The following is a 17,029-nucleotide window of genomic DNA, read 5'->3' as shown; positions in this document are numbered from 1 at the left end:
TTATATTATGTTGTCGTTATTCCTATTAGAACAGCTGTTATTCATCATCATCTGATGTGCCGTTATCCGAATTATCCGCACCTTCATCGAACTGATCATCATAAGAACCGTCTGAGGTGTTCTCATTGGTTGTCTCTGTCACTTCTTCCGTCGGGAAGATCTGCAGATATGGTAATGCCTCAGAGAATATATTACTTGCAATTGTGGAGGCAAAGGAGCTCTGCCCCTGATCCTCTGCATTGGCCTCATCGACAACCACATAGACAACCAGCTGCGGATCATCAATCGGTGCTGCGCCAATAAAGGATACAAGACGTTCTTTGCCGCCTCGAGGAAGCTTCTCTGCTGTACCTGTCTTGCCGCCGATCTTGTATCCGGCTACCTGTGCTGCCTTACCTGTACCATTCTCTACCGTCTCATACAGAGCATTCTTCATCCATTCGGAGGTTGTCTTTGAAACAGTTGTCCGCATCAGTGTCTTATCAAAAACCTGCACCGTATTGCCATTATCCGATGCAATCTCAGATACTACATGCGGCTTATAATAATAACCGCCATTAACAATCGAGCAAAAGGCTGATACAACCTGTACCATCGTCGCATTGTATCCCTGGCCAAAGGAACTTGTCCACATTTCAACAGGTCCCATATTGTCTGCTGTATAAATCGTACCGGCACAGCTTGCTTCTCCCGGAAGATCGATACCTGTCAACTGCCCAAGTCCAAACAGTTTCTGCATCTTCGTAAAGGAAGTGATGCCGATTCTGTCGCTGAGCTGCATCATGACATCATTGCAGGAATGTGTAATACCGCCCGTCAGATCTAATTCACCATGCACACTGTTGCAGGAAACAAAAGTACTGTCGTTCTCGTAGGTCTGACCACCGTCACAGTAGAATTGTTCGTTCGGGTCTACAAGTGCCTGATCCAGCGCATAGGAAACCGTCATAGTCTTGACGGTTGAACCCGGCTCATAGCTATCATTCACACAGAAGTTACGCCAGAGCGTATAAAGGGCATCCGACATTTCCTCATCCGTCATGTCCGCCAGCTGATCCTCTGTGTAACCGGCCACTGTTAGATCTCTCGGGTTATTCAGATCAAATATCGGAGCACTCGCCATAGCCAGAACCTCTCCGTTATTCGGATTCATAACAATAGCAGCCACGTTTTTGGCCCCGGTTTCTGTCATGAACTGGCTGATATATTTCTCTGTAATACGCTGGATATTGATATCAATGGTTGATACAACTGTCTTGCCATTATGTGGTTCCTCTGTAACGGTCTGGAGATCCACATTATCCGTAAGATAACCGTACTTTCTTCCATTGGTTCCGGACAATGTATCATTATAATAGCTTTCAATTCCCCATAGACCGCTGTTATCAGAAGCTGTAAAACCAATCAGATCACAGGCCAGCGTCGAAAAAGGATAGATTCTCTGATAGCTTTCTTCAAACCAGATTCCCGATGAAACAGCCTTGATCTTCTGCGCATCATTCTCATCCTCTGAAGCAAGAAAATCATCATACGGCTTTTTCTCATCATATGTCATTTTCCTCTTCAAAACGACATACCGGCTGTCCGACTGTTGCGTTAAAATCGTATCCACATCATCCTTGCTGATTGAAAAATATTCTTCCAGAACTTCTTTGGCGTATTCAGAAGCCTTATCGATATTGCTGTGCGTAATGACATACGGATCCAACACCAGATTGTAGATTTTCTCACTTGTTGCAAGAACGGTTTTGTTTCGGTCTGTAATATCCCCTCGTTTATAGGGAATTGTCTGTCCATCATAGTTGAGCAACGAGAGTACATTCTTCTCGTAATCTGTACCGTTTTTTACATTGATCTGCACAAGTCTGACCACTAGCAGCACAAAGCAGATCAGCACAAACAAGAATACAACGAGCAGTCTTCTTCTGTTCGTCTTTGAAAATTTCCGTATTTTTTTATCCGCCATCTATTAATCACCTAAATTTAATGTCTATTTTATTTTCCGCCAGGTATAGATTCATACTGTCGTATATAATCATTATTGCTGCTGTCATAATAAATTACCTGATCTTCACCGGCATAGACCATTCCCAGTCTTCCGGTTGCAATCTGGTAAATCTCATCCAGATCAATGGTCTTATTCAGGCTTTCTTTCAGTGAATTATTCTGTTCCTGGACGGTCTGCAGCTGACTCTGAAGGGCTGTCACAGCCTGTTCATTCTTCTTCAATACAGAACTGGAATGTAAATACATAAAACAGGCAGCCAGGGTAATGCCTACCGATGTCACAAGAAACAGTGTATACTTCAAATCAAAAACCGATACACGCTTCTTATGCTGTACAGTCCGTTGTTTCGGCCTGGACTGTACAGCTTTATTTCTTCTTTTAGGTGTTTCAGGCTGTTCATTCAGCCTTCTTGCTGTATTTCCATCTATATAATAGCGTTCGGGCTCTCTTCGATAAGCCATCGATTGGTTTGCTCTCTTCTCTGCCATCCAACGCCACCCTTTCTTCATTAACAGGACCGTCTGCGCCTGCCGCATCCGATCGTTTTCTTATTCTCTGATTCTTTCAAAAACTCTGAGTTTCGCGCTCTTTGAACGACTGTTCACTTCCAGTTCTTCTTCACTTGGAAGTATCGGTTTTCTGGTAATCACTCTGCCCTTTGACTTCTTCCCGCAAACACATACAGGAAAAGACGGCGGGCATGTACACGGCCGTTCATTAGTATTGAAAATGTTCTTAACAATTCTATCTTCAAGTGAATGAAATGTGATCACACATATTCTTCCATGATCATTCAACAGATCGATCATCTGATCCAGCGTATTCTTCAAAACATCCAGTTCATGATTCAATTCAATGCGGATTGCCTGATAAGTCTTCTTGGATGGATGACCACCCTTGGCTCTGACCTTCGCCGGAATAGCAGCCCGGATAATATCATTGAGTTCCCCGGTTGTCTCGATTGGCTTTTTCTCTCTGGTCATAACGATATGCTTGGCAATATTGCGTGCAAACTTATCTTCGCCATAATCTCTGATCATATGAAACAATTCTGTTTCTGTATAATCATTCACAATGTCTCTGGCTGTCTTCGTCTGACGCTGATCCATGCGCATATCAAGAACGGTATCTTCTCTGTAAGTAAATCCTCTCTCAACAGTGTCCAGCTGATAAGAGGATACGCCAAGATCGAGTACGATTCCATCCACACCATAAATGCCCAAATCTGCAAGAACCTGAGGCATTGCACTATAATTGCTGCGGACAATGGTCACTTTGTCGCCAAATGGTGCCAGCCGGTCTCCGGCTGCTTCTATTGCTGCTGCATCCTGGTCGATACCGATCAGACGGCCTGTCTCACCCAGGCGCTGCAAAACAGCACTGGCATGACCGCCTCCGCCTAAAGTGCCATCTACATAGATGCCATTCTCTTTTATATCTAATTGTTCAATCGTCTCATTCAGTAATACAGAATAATGCTGAAACGTCATAATGTCCTCCTATATATTCACACCGAGACTCGCCATATGGGCAGCGACCGCTTCCATATCCTCATCATCCATGTCATTCTCCACATCCCACTTCTCTGCACTCCAGAGTTCAATTCGGGTATCCATACCCGTCAGTACAACATCTTTCTGGAGGTCTGCATACTTGCGGAGTGAAGCCGGTACAAGAATACGTCCCTGCTTGTCAAATTCGCATTCTGTTGCTCCTGACATAAAAAAACGTTTGAACTGTCTGCTCTCTTTATCAATGGTAGATAATTCTCTTAACTTTGCAGTAAATTCCCGCCATTCATCCATCGGGTGAATCCAAAGACAACCGTCAAGGCCTTTGGACAAAATAAATGTATCCCCCAGGTCTTCTCTGTACTTCTGGGGAATGATCACTCTGCCCTTTGTATCTATTGTATGATAATACTCGCCAATAAAGCCATCCATTCCATGTCCACCTTTGTCTTACGGAAATCTTCATGTCTGCCACAACATAAAGGTATTAAGTCCCACTTAAAACCACTATTTACCACAAATCACCACTTATGTTATTTATTTTAGACTATTCCACACAATATATCAATAGGTAAAATGCAAATTTACTTTTAAATTTTTGTAACTGTTCAGAGCTAACCTCCAAAATGCTACGCATTTCGTCGGTGTGGCGTATCCGCCAAATAAAATTTCAAAAACAGTCTTAAAAATGCAAGCATTTTATACCTGTTTTTTGAAATTTTGCTTGGCTCTGAACAGTTACAAATTCCCATGGATAAAACGAGGTGAACTAAGTGAAAAAGAAAACACTTGTGCCTCTTATCATTTTTTTACTGGGCGTATGCCTTGTTGGTTTAATTGTATACATAACAGACACCCACGAAAAAGAGCAGAGACACATAACAGCACAATTAAACGTAGCCACCTATGGCGAACGCATAAAGAATGAAATTACAAATGGAATTGAGATCACGGATGCCTTGGAACAGATTCTAATCAGTGAAAATGGTGAGATTCATCAGTTTGAAACGATTGCCGGGAATCTTATGTCTGATTCTATTGAATGCATACAGCTTGCTCCTAATGGTGTTGTTACAGATATTTATCCGGCTGATGGAAATGAGGCAGGTAAGATTGATTTAATCCATGATAAAGACCGCGGAAAGATTTCCTGTTACGCCAGAGACAACCATACAATCATTACGCAAGGTCCTTTCGAATTGAAACAGGGTAGCTATGGAATTGCGGTACGCAATCCAGTCTACCTGAAAGATAAAAACGAGCAAGAGTATTTCTGGGGATTTACTATCGTTATCCTGCGTGTTCCGGACATTTTTTCAGACTCATTCCATGCACTTTCAAATTTTGGATACGACTATAAAATTTTAAAAACGGACGCTCCATGGAGTGATACTTATAAAGTGGTTTATCAATCAGATGGTGAAACAAATCATCCTGTTTCTTATACATTTACAATAGGAGATGAAAAATGGAAATTTGAAGTAACTCCTAAAAGTGGATGGAGAAAGATGATGAACTATTTTATGCAAATGATGAATTTTTTCATATGGCTGGATATAAAGATATAGATGAACTATTCAAATTTACTAAGAAAAGTTTTCGAAACTTGATTCGGGAAGATGAACAGCAACAGATAGAATCAAGTATCTGGGAACAGATTGACAATGGTAATGAAAATGACTATATTCACTTCCATCTTCGAAAAGCTGACGGATCCTACCTTTCTGTGCTTGATCATGGAAGAATTGTAGAGAGCCCGCAATACGGAAAGGTATTTTATGTATTGTTCATGGATTGGGAAGATATGCATATTCGTTACAGTGATAAATTCTCAAGATAATAAAAATCGCAAAAAACAGAGAAGACGACGAGACTTATCAAAGCCCGGCTCGCTTCCTTTGATATCACGATGGTCAGCTCATTTGCATGGTGTGGTCATTCCATGCAAATGAAAGGTGGTGCCAAATCAACAATTCCTGAGCTCAAAATTCAGTACTGAATTTTGAGCTCAGGAATTGTTCACTCAACCCGAAGCATCCGATAACCGATGCCGATATGCGTTTGTATGTATTGCTGCCCATCTTTCCCGTTTTCCAGCTTTTTGCGCAGGGTTGCCATGAATACTCGCAGAGAAGCAATATCATTTTCCCAACTGCTGCCCCAAATCTGCTGCGTAATGTAGGTGTGTGTCAGAACCTTACCCACATTTTTTGAGAGCAGGCACAGCAGCTTGTATTCGATGGGCGTCAAGTGCAGTTCTGCACCATCAATATATGCGCAGCCTGCCGCATAGTCGATTTTCAGCGCACCATTCGTAAAAATCGGAGTTTCCTGCGCCGTATCCGCTTTCATCAACGATAATCTTCGCTGCGTCACCCGTAGCCGCGCCAGTAGCTCATCCACAGAAAAGGGTTTCGTCAGGTAATCGTCTGCCCCGGCATCCAGCGCCCCGATTTTATCAGAATCCTCCGTTCTGGCGCTGATCACAATGATCGGCATATTCGACCACGAACGGATTTTTCGGATGATCTCCACACCGTCCATATCCGGGAGTCCCAGATCGAGCAGCACAATATCCGGATTATGCGACAGCGCCTCCAGCACGGCACTTGCGCCGTTTTGAGCCGAGAGATATCTGTATTCGTGAGTTTTCAGCGTCGTCGTGATTAAATTGCGCACCGGGGTATCATCTTCTACAACAAGAACAAGCGGCTTATTCATTTAAGTTCACCTCACTAAGTGGTACCGTAAAGGAAAAGATGCATCCATGCGGCGAATTGTCTTTCAGCGTCATTTCGCCATTATGTGCATGAATAATGGTTTGACAGAGAGTAAGTCCAAGCCCAAGACTTCGGCGGCTGTCGCCAATTGGATTACTCCCAGTAAAGAACATTTCAAAAACACGTTCTTTTAGTTCATCTGAGATACCGGGACCGTTATCGCTGACGCATATCTCAGCCATATTTTCTCGCGGGATTGCCGTAATCCGGATGTTCGATCCAGTCGGAGTATATTTGACTGCGTTGTTCACCAGATTGATAAGTACCTGCACGATGAGTCCTGCGTCCACCCGCACTAGCAACGGTACGTCTCCGCAATCTACCTCGATGTGATGTTTTGTCGATCTTCGGTCAATATGCCGGAATGCTTCCGATACGATGTCATCCACGACCTGATCAGAAAGGCGCAGCTTTACGCTGCCGTCCGAGATTTTCGTAATAGAAAGTAAATTCTCAACCAGACCAGTCAGCCATTGCGCATCATCATAGATATCCGTAAAAATCTGTTTCCGTGTTTGCTCATCCAGCGCATTATAGCTGTGCAGCAGCGTATCTGCATTACCGGAAATGGAGGTCAACGGGGTTCTGAGGTCATGAGAAATCGAACGAAGAAGATTGGCACGAAGCTGTTCGTTCTTTGCAAAAACAGCAGCTTTTTCCTTTTCTGCGGCATTGTGCAGGCTTTCCAGCGCCAGAGCGCACTCTCCGAGAATGGAGAACAGAACGCTGGATGTAAATGCGTCAGGCTGCGTTTGCTTATCCATCAGAATCCCGACAACGCCGAAAACCTGCTGCCCGGTACGAATGGCAAGATACAGCCATTTTGCCTTTGGAAAGTTATGCGTCGTTGCGCCGGCACGCTTGCGGTTTTGCCAGACCCATTGAATCACGTTTTGCTCCCCATCCGCATCTGAGATGCTGTATGGGCTACGCCCGTCAACCGGGTAAATAATTTCATCCAACAAAGCACCGCCCTGCGCTGGGCAAATCAAAACGTCCCGCTGCATGAGCTTTTGTATCTGCATTGCGGTCATCCGATAGACTTCCTCCGGCGTTTCTGCCTTTTGAAGCTGCCTGTTCATATCAAAAAAGAGCTTCGTGCGATAAGCATCCCGTGCGGATAGCTGTGCATGGACTTTAAGCTTTGCGGCAAGTGTGCCGGTCAAAAGCGCCGCTGCAAACATGACTGCAAAGGTTATGGGATATTTGCTGCCATAGGCAACCAAGGACAGTCTGGGTTCCGTCAGAAAATAATTGAACAGGATGACGCTCAAAAAAGCGGACAGCACACCGCAGATATACCCGCTGGTAAAGGCGGAGGTCAGAAGCACACCCAGTAGGTAAACCATAATGATATTGGCATCTGCAAAGCCGAGCCGCAGAAAGACCCATCCAATGATCGTTGCAGCCGCCAGAATCCCGACAGTCAGAAGCAGTTCCCAGGGGGTCGGAAGCGCCGGGCAGATAGCGATCAGCCGGTTCCTGCGATAGTTTTTGTAGACTTCCGCATCTGGAATAATGTGAATGTCTACCTCCGGAGCCAGTGCGATGAGCCGTTCTGTCAGCGTCGGTTCGCTCCAGAAATGCCGCCGCTTCAAACCGCTTCGCCCGATTACGATTTTGGTCACGTCGGAGAGCCGCGCATATTCCGCAATCTGCGTCGGTACATCTTCTCCGTGTGTTGTGACGATTTCTGCACCAAGTTGCTGCGCCAGACGCATATTCGCCTGCAATCGAACGGTATCTTCCGCGTTCATATCAGCGTCTTCGGGTGTCTGCACATAGAGTGCGGTAAGGCTTCCGCAAAATGCCTGCGCCATTTTTTCTGCCATTCGTACAATGCGTTCATTGGATGGAGACGAGGACAGGCACACCAGAATATGCTCTTTTGACATTTCACTTCCTTTGTTCTGCACACTTTCACCACCCCTCTTAAAATAATATTATAGCACCAATATGTGACGGTTTCTACCGCGTCCAATCGGATTTACTGCCCGTTCATATCCGGAAACACTTTTGCAGCGTCTTATATTCGCCCAACGCTAAAATCGTTGTTTCCCCAGACAGCACCGTATCCGGTGTAATCGAAACGTCTGTTTTTCCCGAACGCTTAATGCCGAGAATGTTAATACCATACTTTCTGCGAATATCCAGCTCTCCAACGCTTTTGCCAATCCACCTTTCCGGAATTTCTACTTCAAAAATGGCGTGCTGGTCGTCAATTTCTACGTAGTCAAAGATATGATTGGAGCTGTATCGGATCGCAGCCCACTTTGCCACTTGCTTTTCCGGGTAGACTACATGGTCAGCACCGTTGCGAAGCAGAAACTTCGCCTGCACATCCCGTTCGGCACGCGACACCACGCACTTCGCGCCTAGCTCCTTCAACAGCGACGTCGTTTCCAACGAGTTCTGAAAACTGCCGCCAATGGTCACGAGGCAGACATCAAAATTTCCAATGCCAAGAGAGTGAAGAAACTCCGCGTTTGTACTATCACCAATTTGCGCGTTTGTGACGTAAGGCAGCACATCATTGATTCGTTCCTCGTTTTTATCAACCGCCATGACCTGATGACCCAGCTGAAAAAGCTGTACTGCGATATGCCGTCCAAAACGGCCTGCGCCAATTAATAGAATGTTTTTCATGAGAAAAGACTCCTTATCCAATCATAATTTTTTCCTTCGGCATCTTTGCACCGGTTGCTTTTTTTCCGGAAAATGCCGCATAAATAAGTGTAAGACCGCCGACTCTGCCCAGATACATGAGCGTGATCAGCACCATTTGCGACGTAATATGCAGCTGCGGTGTAATGCCAAGTGTCAATCCCACCGTTCCAACCGCCGAAGCTGTTTCATACAGGCATGCGGAAAGCGACAAGTTTTCATAAGCGCTGATAAAAACAGCGCCGCCAAAAAGCAGCACAAGGTACATCATCAGAATGGTCGCGGCGGTTTTAACGGCGCTGCAATCGACTCTGCGTCCAAAAAATTGGGCACTATCGCGCTGACGGAAAGTCGCAACAGCATTGGCAAGCAGAACCGCCAGCGTTGTTGTTTTCATACCGCCCGCCGTAGAACCCGGAGAACCGCCAATGAGCATCAAAAGGATCATCACGCCCTGCGATGCGCTGGACATCGCGGATAGATTTACCGTGTTGAAGCCCGCTGTCCTCGGCGTGACGGACTGAAAAAAGGATGCCAGCAACCGGTTTCCGGCGGGAAGCGCAGAAAAGTCTGAGAAGAAGAAAAACACAGCAGGCAGAAGAATTAAAAGACCTGTCGTGACGAGAATCACCTTGCTCTGCATCCGGTAGCGATGAAACCGCCACTTGTTTTCGCAGATGTCATTCCACGTCAGAAATCCAATGCCGCCAATCACGATCAGCAGCATAATCGTGATATTGATTACTGGACTGCCAGCATAACCGGTAAGGGATGGATAGAGATTATCCTCTGTCCCAAGAATATCAAACCCGGCGTTACAAAAAGCAGATATGGAATGAAACAATGCCATCCAGATGCCCCGCCATCCATAGTCCCGGCAGAACACCGGCAGCATGGCAAGCGCCCCCAGCAGCTCAATCAGAAACGTTCCTCGCAGGATAAAGCGTGTCAGACGAACGATTCCGCCGACCTGAGGTGCTGAAATTGCGTCCTGCATGGTGCTGCGCTGCATCAACGATATTTTTCGCCCGGACAAAAGCGCTAACGACGCTGCGACGGTCACAACGCCAAGTCCTCCAATCTGAATCAGCGTCAGAATGACCGCTTGCCCAAAGGCTGACCAATAACTGCCTGTATCCTGCACCACAAGCCCCGTCACACATACGGCAGAGGTCGCGGTAAACAGTGTTTCGTTAAACGGCGTTACGCCCCCGGCTGTTGTGGAGATCGGCAGCATCAGCAATAGCGCACCTAGCAGAATGACTCCGGCAAAACCCAATATGATAATTTGAAAAGACGAAAGACGGCGCTTTCGGCGAATGTTCTCTCCTGGCATAAAGGCAACTCCTTATCAGCATTAATATTATAATTATACAGCCGGAGATTTTAAGAACGTATAAGGGACATTTACGACGTATTAAGATTGAATAAAGATGGGGAGATTGCTTCATCCAAACCTTCACATTGAATAATGAACCCTTCTCTTTGGTAAAAAGAAATTGCTCTGTTACCTATGCCACATGACTGCATTTCTTCAGAAACAAAAATACCTTCGATATATTCATCATTTAGTCCTACAAATCCTTGTACCATTTTATCCACTTCAAACACATAGACTTCGGATTGTGACATCATTTGTTTCACTAATTCATAATTACTTTTCCAGTATTGATTGGAAATAAAATAATGTGCTTTCAGATTTGTCTCTAACCATAACGCATCTGGCTCTCTTGAAGCCCTTCTGTATCTCCTGCCACTACTGCTGTAACCACTTTCAGGTAATAATACACCTTCAACTGTGCCGGATTAAATTTATCTATACAAATATCTTCCAGCTCCTGTGTAGCCCGTTCATAATTGTCAAGAAGTATACTCATCCTTGCCATAACCAAAAGCATCTGATTCGCCACAGCAGGGTAACGTTGATATTGTTTCTCATATAAATACTGTGCATACTCATGTCGTTCTTCCGGTGTTAACCGGTAGGACTTCTTTCTACTCTGTGCCAGCATCGCGATTCGCATACCATAAGCCAATTCTAAAATCGCAATCAGCTGGCAGATAAATGCACCAAATCCCCAGATATCTGTTATACGATCCACATAGGTTACCAACACAATGCCTAGCATTGCCGGAATCACAATCAACCATTTTGCCCAATCTGATTTTCTCACACTAACACCCTCCTTATTCTCTTTATTATACATGAATTCTTTGAGAATAAGGTGTCAACTTTATTTATACAACATCATAGCTGAAATGTCAAAAAATGAAGACCTGAATTACTTTGGATTCTGTAGTAGCCTGAATGCCAGTCCGGAACTTATGAGCTTCAAGCTCTACAGCCTGATGAAACGTGGGCAGGCTTATCATATGCCGATGGAGATACAGAGTAATTTTCTGGCAAAATGACAAAAAGAATTATAAAAATCGTTGTTTGGCGATTTGGTGAATCCCGATAGATTAATTTTATAGGGAACAGAAACTTTGAATTTGTTTTGCTAATGCAAAAACTTTTGACCTAAATACAGATGTTGCGGTATAATGGAAACACAATATTTGTATGCTTACAAACGGGTTTATAGTGTTGCAAATCTATATTTTTAGGAGGATAAACGATGAATCATTTACCTTTACATGTGCGTGTTCCAATCGAGGGAAATAATCCGAGTATTACTCGTTTGGAAGAAAAATGTATTAAATGTGGAATGTGTAAGGACGTATGTACAAATGCCATAGGTGTGCATGGTACATATACATTTGAGCAGACTTGTGGAGAGGCTGTGTGTATAAATTGCGGACAGTGTGCAAATGTCTGTCCTGTAGACAGTATTATGGAAAAGTATGAATATTTGGATGTAAAGAGAGAGGTTCAGAATTCGGAAAAGATTGTCATTGTAAGTACGTCACCATCCGTACGAGCTGCGCTGGGGGAAGAATTCGGTATGCCTGATGGCAGCTTTGTACAAGGGAAAATGGTTTCGTTGCTTAGAAAATTAGGCGTAAATTATGTCCTTGATACCTGTTTTGCAGCTGACCTTACTATTGTTGAGGAAGCTAGTGAGCTTATTGAGAGAATGACCAAAAAAAACGCTCCCTTACCTCAGTTTACCAGTTGTTGTCCTGCATGGGTTAAGTATGTGGAAACATATTATCCGGAAATGATTCCGAATCTTTCATCAGCGAAAAGCCCTATCGGAATGCAGGGACCTACAATTAAGACCTATTTTGCTGAGAAGAAGGGTATAGATCCAAAATCAATTGTAAATGTGGCACTTACTCCATGTACTGCAAAGAAATTTGAAATTCGCAGAGATGAGATGAACGCTTCTGCTCATTATCTTGGTGTAGAGGGGATGCGTGACATGGATTACGTGATCACGACCAGAGAGCTTGCAAAGTGGGCAAAAGAGGAAGGGATTGATTTTGCCAGTCTTGAAGATGGTGAATATGACAATTTTATGGGAGATGCATCTGGAGCTGGTATTATTTTCGGCAATACCGGAGGTGTTATGGAAGCTGCTCTCAGAACTGCTTACGAATTTATTACAAAAGAAAAATCACCGGAACAGTTATTCAACCTTACACCTGTAAGGGGATATGAAGGCGTCAAAGAAGCTACTTTAAAGGTTGGCGATTTAGATGTGAATATCGCTGTAGTATATGGTACAGCCAATGCCGGGAAAGTAATTGAGGGCATCAAGCAGGGAGAAAAACAGTATCATTTTGTGGAAGTTATGACTTGCCCGGGCGGATGTATCGGTGGAGGCGGCCAACCAAAGGATATCATGAAGGATAAGGACGAGGTACGTAAAGCGAGAATTGCAAGTCTCTATACAAGGGATGAGGCGATGACACTCAGACGGAGTCATGAGAATCCGGAGATTATTCATCTTTATGAGGAGTTTTATGGAAAGCCGTTAAGTGAATTGGCAGAAAAGATGTTACACACTTCTTATGAAGATAAGAGTGAAATATTAAATCGAAAAAGAGATATAAAAATGAGTAAATGGGTATGTAGTATTTGTGGTTATGTGCATGAAGGAGAGGCAGCACCGGAGCAGTGTCCATTATGTAAGCAGCCTGCATCTGTTTTCAAGAAGGTGGAAGAGTCGCCTGTAAAGAGTAAGTATGCTGGAACAAAGACAGAGAAGAATCTTTGGGAAGCGTTCGCAGGGGAATCTCAGGCCAGAAATAAATACACTTATTTTGCTTCAGTAGCAAAGAAGGCCGGATATGAGCAAATTGCAGCATTATTCCTGCAGACAGCTGACAATGAGAAGGAGCATGCAAAACTCTGGTTTAAGGCGCTTGGTGAACTTGGAGATACCGCAGAAAATCTTCTTCACGCTGCAGAAGGCGAAAATGCAGAATGGACAGATATGTATGCTAGAATGGCTAATGAAGCGGAAGAAGAAGGTTTCCCGGAATTAGCCGCTCAGTTCAGAGGTGTTGCTGCGATTGAAAAACTTCATGAAGAAAGATATCGTGCACTTCTTAAGAATGTTGAAACTATGGAAGTGTTTAAGAAGAGTGGCATTACAATGTGGGAATGTCGCAATTGCGGACATCTTGTAGTTAGTGCAGAAGCTCCTGAAAAATGCCCTGTATGTAATCATCCTCAGGCTTACTTTGAGGTAAGAAAAGAGAACTATTAAGATACCGTATTTATTTGATCAAAGACTATTTACAGTGTACAAAAATGTAAATTTACAAAACAGTTAGACATATTCCAATTTGTTGAACTGAATAGCATATACTGACCGATAGGAGCAAGGTTGAAACCCACCTTGCTCCTATTCGTTTGTCAATGAGCATTCATACAAAATGAATAAAAAGGTCAGTTATACATACCAATACTTATCTCGGACAGAGACTAAAATAAAGGAGTGTGTTCGTATGATATATAATATTATTCAATCAGTGACAGAAAAATTATCCTCTTTGCCTTATATAGAAGGCATCGTATTAAGGCAACCTCTTTTGAGGAGTTGTTCGAAAAGACCAAGGCGCTTCCTTGGGAGCGGTATATCCCGAAAAACGGTAAGTTCTGGGTGACGAAGGCGAACTCCGTAAAGAGTAAGCTGTTCTTTTGTTGACACCGTGGAGAGAAGACCGCATTTTAGTAGATCCGTTCTGCGGCAGCGGTAACATCCCGATTGAGGCGGCCATGATCGGGGCAAATATCGCACCGGGCATGAATCGTGAGTTTTGTCCGAGGATTGGACGCATCTTGTGCCGAAGAAGCTTTGGTACGATGCGATAAATGAGGCAGAGGATTTGATTAAGCGGGATGTGTCTATGCAGATTCAGGGCTATGACATTGACGGTGATATGATAAAGGCGGCACGCCAGAACGCGGAGGATGCGGGAGTGCTGAATTATATTCATTTCCAGCAACGTCCGGTGAGTCAGTTAAGCCATGCGAAAAAGTACGGTTTTGTCATTACGAACCCGCCGTACGGCGAGCGTCTGGAGGAGAAAAGGGCTCTGCCTGGCCTGTATCAGGAGTTCGGAAAGGCCTTTGCGGGATTAGATAGCTGGTCCTGTTACATGATTACCTCCTACGAGGAGGTCCAGAAGTATTTCGGTCGTCAGGCGGACAAGAACCGCAAGATTTACAACGGTATGTTAAAGACCTATTTCTATCAGTTTATGGGACTGCGCCCGCCGAAGAAAAAGCCGGAGCAGTAGGACTAATTAAAAGAGGATTTAGTTATGGAACAGAGTAAAAAACGCCGGCTCAATTTCGGTATGGCCGGTGTGATTTGGGCGCTGGCATGGCCTACCATGTTAGAGCAGCTCATGCAGACTGCCGTGCAATATATCGACACTGCTATGGTAGGTAGTCTGGGAACCCAGGCTACGGCAGCGGTAGGCGCCACCACCACGTTGAACTGGCTGGTGGGTAGTACCATCTCTGCAGTGGGCGTGGGATTTTTGGCGTTTATTGCAAAGGCGCTGGGAGCCGGAGAAAAAGACTCTGCTAAGCGGGCCGCTTCTCAGGCGGTGCTTTCCGTGCTGGCGGTAGGTATCGTGGTTACGGTGATAACGGTAGGCTTGTCCGGACAGATTCCGAAATGGATGCAAGTGGATGAAGGAATCCGGGATTTGGCAGGACAGTATTTCCTGATTTTATATTTGCCGATGTTATTCCGGACAGCCAGTACCATTTTCGGTACGGTGCTCCGGGCGGCGGGAGATACGAAATCACCGATGAAAATCGGTGTGGTGGTGAATCTTGTCAATGTGGTATTGAACTTTTTACTGATTTATCCCACCAGAGAGCTTACGGTATTTTCCTTTACATTTACCATGTGGGGCGCGGACCTTGGCGTGATCGGTGCGGCGGTGGCCAGTGCCATTGCTTATATCGTAGGAGGTATATTAATTACGATTGTACTTTGGCGGCACCCGTCGGTGTCTCCGAAGGGACAGTCCTTAAAGCCGGATATGAAGATTATAAAGCCTTGTCTGCGGGTGGCCATGCCGAATATGCTGCAGCACTTCGGGACATCCCTGGGCTATGTGGCATTTGCGTCTATGATAAATGCTTTGGGGGATGTGTCCACGGCGGCACATACCATTGCCAATACGGTGGAATCCGCCTTTTACATTCCGGGCTACGGTATGCAAACGGCGGCAGCAACCTTGGCGGGCAATGCCTATGGAGCCAACGATGGAAAGCGCCTGAAAGAGCTGGCACGGATGTTCTTCCCGATTGAAATTGCTTTAATGATATTCTCGGGAGCTGCGTTATTCTTTGCGGCACCGGCGCTGGTAAGTATCTTTTCTGATTCGGAGGAGGTCATTCGCCTCGGAACCACAGTGCTTCGGATGGTGGCGGTATCGGAACCGTTCTTCGGCTTCTCCATTATTATGGAGGGCATGATGCAGGGCGTGGGCGAGACGAAGCGGCCGTTTGTATACAACATCGTCGGCATGTGGCTGGTGCGCATCGTAGGAACCTTTATTTGTACGGGCTTCTTTGATTTGGGGCTGGTGGCAGCCTGGGCATGCATGATTGCGCACAATCTGTTCCTGTTTGTGCTGTTTTTGATTTGCTATGCAAAGGGACGGTGGAATCCGTTCCGGAAGGTACGGGAAGCGTAAGGATGGATGGAATGCTTTACGGAAGTGTTGCCGGGAACTAAATATAAATGTGTTGGAGGACTCTTGGTTTTTGGGAGTCCTCCCCTTAAATTAAGAGGAGGATTGTTTGGAGAGTTTCCTGTATCATAAAGGGCAAGAAGTCTTCTTAATGTTGGAAAAAGTAAATTTGATGGCGCGTCGGATTTGCGAAGGATAAAAAGGAGAGCATAGAATGAATAAAACAATTACAAAGAATCTCAGAAAGCTGAGACAGGGAAAACGGTTGACTCAGGAGTATGTGGCGGAACGTTTGGGTGTAAGTGCCAAGGCTGTTTCGCGTTGGGAGAAGGGGGACTCGACACCTGATATGGAAAAACTGATTGCTATTAGTGATATGTTCGAAATTTCTTTGGATGAGCTAGTAATGGATAAAGTACCAACTCAAATAGGAGAAGCTTCCTCTAAGTCAGAAATTGCAATCGAACTAAAGGAAAAAGTCTTAACTGATGAAAACAAGAAGAAGGCAAAAAAGGGATTGAAGATTGCTGCAATTATTTTTGGAGAAATTGTTTTGATTGATGTTATTTCTTTGATTATTTATGTTAGTTTGTATGGTTTTCCACAGTAAGGTGAAAATTTCAGTTTGTAGAATTGGAATAGAATAAGCAGGACATAGGGGAGTGAAAGCCTACGTCCTTATTTTTCTGCCTTGTCTGCATAGTTTCCTCTTTTCTTAACCTTCCTCTCCCCCGGATCGGAGCATAGAAGATCAGCAAATCTATATATTTTTCTCCGTCTCCCTGTTCTCTATAATCATATCGGATCATATAATCCCGAATACTATATCCCCGATACGGATCAGATAGGGTATAAAGTTCTCTTGTTGTAAAATCAATCAGTGAGTACCCTGTGCTTTCCAGATATTCATCATTATCACTGTTTACCTGATCTTCATAAAATTCACACACCTTATC

16 protein-coding genes and 2 pseudogenes are annotated in these 17,029 nt (G+C 44.6%); 7 read left to right on the top strand and 11 right to left on the bottom strand.

All coding sequences use genetic code 11. The annotated features are described in order from the left end of the window. Positions 1–37: 37 nt before the first annotated feature. The 4 genes from WMO25_RS00090 to mraZ are packed head-to-tail and all read right to left on the bottom strand — an operon-like array spanning position 38 to position 3,951. Positions 38–1,966 (bottom strand): peptidoglycan D,D-transpeptidase FtsI family protein, encoded by a 1,929-nt coding sequence (locus tag WMO25_RS00090; RefSeq protein ID WP_349083184.1) that lies wholly within the window; start codon positions 1,964–1,966, stop codon positions 38–40. A gap of 29 nt (positions 1,967–1,995) precedes the next feature. Then, complete coding sequence (locus tag WMO25_RS00085; RefSeq protein WP_215689950.1) at positions 1,996–2,496, bottom strand: septum formation initiator family protein; 501 nt, start codon at positions 2,494–2,496, stop codon at positions 1,996–1,998. 60 nt (positions 2,497–2,556) lie between these two features. Further along, positions 2,557–3,498, bottom strand: a complete 942-nt coding sequence (rsmH, locus tag WMO25_RS00080; protein WP_349083182.1) for a 16S rRNA (cytosine(1402)-N(4))-methyltransferase RsmH — start codon at positions 3,496–3,498, stop codon at positions 2,557–2,559. A gap of 9 nt (positions 3,499–3,507) precedes the next feature. Further along, positions 3,508–3,951: a division/cell wall cluster transcriptional repressor MraZ gene (gene mraZ / locus WMO25_RS00075; RefSeq protein ID WP_015514541.1), complete on the bottom strand. Its 444-nt coding sequence runs from the start codon at positions 3,949–3,951 to the stop codon at positions 3,508–3,510. A gap of 341 nt (positions 3,952–4,292) precedes the next feature. Between mraZ and WMO25_RS00070 the strand changes: the two genes are divergently transcribed. Both WMO25_RS00070 and WMO25_RS00065 read left to right on the top strand, forming a co-directional pair. Further along, positions 4,293–5,087, top strand: coding sequence for a CHASE domain-containing protein (locus WMO25_RS00070; RefSeq protein WP_349083179.1), 795 nt, complete (start codon positions 4,293–4,295; stop codon positions 5,085–5,087). Next, positions 5,066–5,359, top strand: coding sequence for a PAS domain-containing protein (locus tag WMO25_RS00065; protein WP_349083176.1), 294 nt, complete (start codon positions 5,066–5,068; stop codon positions 5,357–5,359). The genes WMO25_RS00070 and WMO25_RS00065 overlap by 22 nt, the downstream gene beginning before the upstream one ends. A gap of 179 nt (positions 5,360–5,538) precedes the next feature. On the opposite strand, the gene WMO25_RS00060 is transcribed toward WMO25_RS00065, so the two are convergent. From WMO25_RS00060 to WMO25_RS00035, 6 genes are all read right to left on the bottom strand, one after another. Further along, on the bottom strand, positions 5,539–6,240 hold the full coding sequence (locus tag WMO25_RS00060) for a response regulator (protein WP_349083174.1): 702 nt from the start codon (positions 6,238–6,240) through the stop codon (positions 5,539–5,541). Then, positions 6,233–8,215, bottom strand: a complete 1,983-nt coding sequence (locus tag WMO25_RS00055; protein ID WP_349083172.1) for a DUF4118 domain-containing protein — start codon at positions 8,213–8,215, stop codon at positions 6,233–6,235. The genes WMO25_RS00060 and WMO25_RS00055 overlap by 8 nt, the downstream gene beginning before the upstream one ends. 82 nt (positions 8,216–8,297) lie before the next feature. Next, positions 8,298–8,945: a potassium channel family protein gene (locus tag WMO25_RS00050; protein WP_349083169.1), complete on the bottom strand. Its 648-nt coding sequence runs from the start codon at positions 8,943–8,945 to the stop codon at positions 8,298–8,300. 13 nt (positions 8,946–8,958) lie between these two features. Then, positions 8,959–10,299 carry a TrkH family potassium uptake protein gene (locus WMO25_RS00045; protein WP_349083167.1) on the bottom strand — a complete coding sequence of 447 codons (1,341 nt, stop codon included), beginning with the start codon at positions 10,297–10,299 and terminating at the stop codon, positions 8,959–8,961. Positions 10,300–10,370: 71 nt separating this feature from the next. After that, complete coding sequence (locus tag WMO25_RS00040; protein WP_349083217.1) at positions 10,371–10,661, bottom strand: GNAT family protein; 291 nt, start codon at positions 10,659–10,661, stop codon at positions 10,371–10,373. Between the two features lie 8 nt (positions 10,662–10,669). Beyond that, on the bottom strand, positions 10,670–11,137 hold the full coding sequence (locus WMO25_RS00035) for a hypothetical protein (RefSeq protein WP_349083164.1): 468 nt from the start codon (positions 11,135–11,137) through the stop codon (positions 10,670–10,672). Between the two features lie 85 nt (positions 11,138–11,222). Here WMO25_RS00035 and WMO25_RS00030 point away from each other — a divergent pair, with 85 nt between their 5' ends. The 5 genes and pseudogenes from WMO25_RS00030 to WMO25_RS00010 all read left to right on the top strand — a co-directional run bounded on the left by WMO25_RS00030 (position 11,223) and on the right by WMO25_RS00010 (position 16,683). Continuing rightward, complete coding sequence (locus WMO25_RS00030) at positions 11,223–11,375, top strand: hypothetical protein (RefSeq protein ID WP_349083161.1); 153 nt, start codon at positions 11,223–11,225, stop codon at positions 11,373–11,375. Positions 11,376–11,581: 206 nt separating this feature from the next. Further along, positions 11,582–13,621 (top strand): rubrerythrin, encoded by a 2,040-nt coding sequence (gene rbr / locus WMO25_RS00025; protein WP_349083159.1) that lies wholly within the window; start codon positions 11,582–11,584, stop codon positions 13,619–13,621. A gap of 306 nt (positions 13,622–13,927) precedes the next feature. Continuing rightward, positions 13,928–14,657 (top strand): annotated as a pseudogene (locus WMO25_RS00020) (THUMP domain-containing class I SAM-dependent RNA methyltransferase); the annotation flags it as partial. A 24-nt stretch (positions 14,658–14,681) separates the two neighbouring features. Beyond that, entirely contained in the window at positions 14,682–16,076 is a 1,395-nt protein-coding gene (locus WMO25_RS00015) for an MATE family efflux transporter (RefSeq protein ID WP_349083156.1), read from the top strand. 211 nt (positions 16,077–16,287) lie between these two features. Next, positions 16,288–16,683, top strand: a complete 396-nt coding sequence (locus WMO25_RS00010) for a helix-turn-helix domain-containing protein (RefSeq protein WP_349083153.1) — start codon at positions 16,288–16,290, stop codon at positions 16,681–16,683. Between the two features lie 10 nt (positions 16,684–16,693). Here WMO25_RS00010 and WMO25_RS00005 read toward each other — a convergent pair. Continuing rightward, positions 16,694–17,029 (bottom strand): annotated as a pseudogene (locus tag WMO25_RS00005) (hypothetical protein); the annotation flags it as partial.

This window comes from Coprococcus intestinihominis (assembly GCF_040096555.1).
Classification (GTDB): domain Bacteria; phylum Bacillota; class Clostridia; order Lachnospirales; family Lachnospiraceae; genus Coprococcus_A; species Coprococcus_A intestinihominis.
Note: the sequence above shows the minus strand (reverse complement) of the source record. Positions and strands in the feature narration are given on the sequence as shown.

Excerpts from the sequence above, each read along its gene's own strand:
- WMO25_RS00015 (WP_349083156.1), top strand. The coding sequence starts at position 14,682 with ATGGAACAGAGTAAAAAACGCCGGCTCAATTTCGGTATGGCCGGTGTG.
- mraZ (WP_015514541.1), bottom strand. The coding sequence starts at position 3,951 with ATGGATGGCTTTATTGGCGAGTATTATCATACAATAGATACAAAGGGC.
- WMO25_RS00060 (WP_349083174.1), bottom strand. The coding sequence starts at position 6,240 with ATGAATAAGCCGCTTGTTCTTGTTGTAGAAGATGATACCCCGGTGCGC.
- rsmH (WP_349083182.1), bottom strand. The coding sequence starts at position 3,498 with ATGACGTTTCAGCATTATTCTGTATTACTGAATGAGACGATTGAACAA.
- WMO25_RS00085 (WP_215689950.1), bottom strand. The coding sequence starts at position 2,496 with ATGGCAGAGAAGAGAGCAAACCAATCGATGGCTTATCGAAGAGAGCCC.
- WMO25_RS00030 (WP_349083161.1), top strand. The coding sequence starts at position 11,223 with ATGTCAAAAAATGAAGACCTGAATTACTTTGGATTCTGTAGTAGCCTG.
- rbr (WP_349083159.1), top strand. The coding sequence starts at position 11,582 with ATGAATCATTTACCTTTACATGTGCGTGTTCCAATCGAGGGAAATAAT.
- WMO25_RS00010 (WP_349083153.1), top strand. The coding sequence starts at position 16,288 with ATGAATAAAACAATTACAAAGAATCTCAGAAAGCTGAGACAGGGAAAA.
- WMO25_RS00050 (WP_349083169.1), bottom strand. The coding sequence starts at position 8,945 with ATGAAAAACATTCTATTAATTGGCGCAGGCCGTTTTGGACGGCATATC.
- WMO25_RS00090 (WP_349083184.1), bottom strand. The coding sequence starts at position 1,966 with ATGGCGGATAAAAAAATACGGAAATTTTCAAAGACGAACAGAAGAAGA.
- WMO25_RS00045 (WP_349083167.1), bottom strand. The coding sequence starts at position 10,299 with ATGCCAGGAGAGAACATTCGCCGAAAGCGCCGTCTTTCGTCTTTTCAA.
- WMO25_RS00065 (WP_349083176.1), top strand. The coding sequence starts at position 5,066 with ATGGCTGGATATAAAGATATAGATGAACTATTCAAATTTACTAAGAAA.